The organism is Campylobacter sp. 2018MI13 (assembly GCF_018501135.1).
GTDB lineage: Bacteria > Campylobacterota > Campylobacteria > Campylobacterales > Campylobacteraceae > Campylobacter_E.
The window spans coordinates 1-1,940 of the sequence record NZ_JAHCZC010000135.1 but is presented as its reverse complement, the minus strand read 5'-3'; the positions used below and the strand labels follow the sequence as shown (position 1 = coordinate 1,940).

Here is a 1,940-nt window from a genome sequence, read left to right as displayed (position 1 = left end):
ATTTTCATATAGAGAAAAAGATGGAAAAGCTAAAATAAATTTATTGTTTATAACAAGGCTTTTAAAGATTTATAACGATAAGAAAACAATTAAATTGATAAAAGAAAAGAAATACAATGCTATTAAACTAAAAAAAGAAAAAATCAAAATATGTTTTTTTATAGCTAGACCTGGCTTGTGGTGTTTTGATGAATTATATAAATTAGTCATTCAAAATCAAAAATTAGAACCATATATAGTGATTACACCAGATGTTTTCTTTCCACAAAAGACAATGTTTGATTTTACTAATAAGCTAAAAATATTTTTTGAAGATAAAGGATATAAAAATGTAATATGTGGATATGATTTATCAGCAAATAAAATAATAGATATAAAAAACACTATAAATCCTGATATTATAATACATACAGATTTTATGAAAATGCACATAGACAATCTTTATTATATTACTAGATTTCAAGATAAGATTAACTTTTTAAACGAATATGGATATTCTGTTATGGAAGATAAGTTAACTTGTAATTATGAGTTAAATAATTTAGTTGATATTTATTTTAGGCCATCTATTATACATAAAGAAATGGCAAAAAATTATATGAAAAACAATGGAAAAAATGTAAAAATAGTAGGTAGTCCTAAAATAGATGTTATACATAATAAAAACTATTTACCATCAAATCATTGGAAAAACCAAAATAAGTTAAAAAAACGAATAATATGGGCTCCACATCATTCACTAAAACACCCTGATAAAATGTATCAATATAATTCATTTTTAGATTTATATGACTTTATGTTAGAACTTGCTAATAAGTATAAAGATGATATCCAAATAGCATTTAGGCCACACCCTATGCTGGAAGTAACACTATCAAAACCTGAATGGTGGGGGTCAGATAGGCAAAAAGAATACTATCAAAAATGGGACAAATTAGAAAATTGTCAATACTATAGTGATGGAGAATTTATGGATTTATTCTTGACATCAGATGCTATGATTATGGATTCTTGCTCTTTTATGGCAGAATATACATCTTGTAACAAACCATTACTTCATACAATTGGTAGCAAAACTAGATTAGGTTTAAATGAATTTGGTGAAAAACTTTATGAAGTTTGTTATAAAACAAAAAATGATTTAAAGCAAGATATAATAAAATTCATAGAAGATGTGATTCTAAAAGAAAACGATTACTTAAAACAAGAAAGAACAAAGTTTGTTAAAAAATACTTCAGCAAAATTAATGGCAAAACAGCATCAGAAAATATCTATCAAGAAATTTTAAAAATAATAAACTAGACAAAACGCCTAGCTTATTATTTTTTTAAGTAAAGTCACAACAATATTATTTTTACTTTTTAATTCCTTTGCTATTTCCTTACTTTCTTCCTCATTGCCTTTAGCCGGTTTCAATCTATCATCTATATCAGACATTAACGGTCCTAAAGACTCATTTGATAATGATAAGTCACGTTCTTCACTTATAGATAAAACTTCGCCATTATAAAGTAACTCTGCCAACTCTTTTTCACTAATTTCACTTATACGCTTAACTTACTTGTTCATTAAATATTCCTTAAATTAAATTTATAATATTATAAATAATATAAAGAATATTATTATAAAGCCAATTCCTAAATAAAACAAGTTATTAGATAAAATATCACTTCTAATTAATTGTTTTTGTAACTTTTTATCGCTTGTATTATCGATAGATAAAGCGTCAATATTTTTAGGTAAAGTAAAAAATAATTTTATATAAATCAAAACCATAAAACAAAATAAAGATAAAACAATAAAAATTAATATAAGTTCTTTTTTGTAATAAAATCAATAGGAATATTAAAATTTAACCACTCATAATGCATATTTATTAAACAAATTATTAACATAAAAATTAATATAAAAAAGAATATTTTCTTACATTCTACTAAAT

The 1,940-nt window shown here is 23.4% G+C and carries 2 protein-coding genes; one reads left to right on the top strand and one right to left on the bottom strand.

What is annotated here, in order from left to right:
* The coding region (locus KJQ99_RS09245; RefSeq protein WP_214150643.1) for a CDP-glycerol glycerophosphotransferase family protein at window positions 1-1,303 on the top strand (1,303 nt) is incomplete at its 5' end.
* A gap of 9 nt (window positions 1,304-1,312) precedes the next feature.
* On the opposite strand, the gene KJQ99_RS09240 is transcribed toward KJQ99_RS09245, so the two are convergent.
* Complete coding sequence (locus KJQ99_RS09240) at window positions 1,313-1,525, bottom strand: hypothetical protein (RefSeq protein WP_214150642.1); 213 nt, start codon at window positions 1,523-1,525, stop codon at window positions 1,313-1,315.
* Window positions 1,526-1,940: the final 415 nt, after the last annotated feature.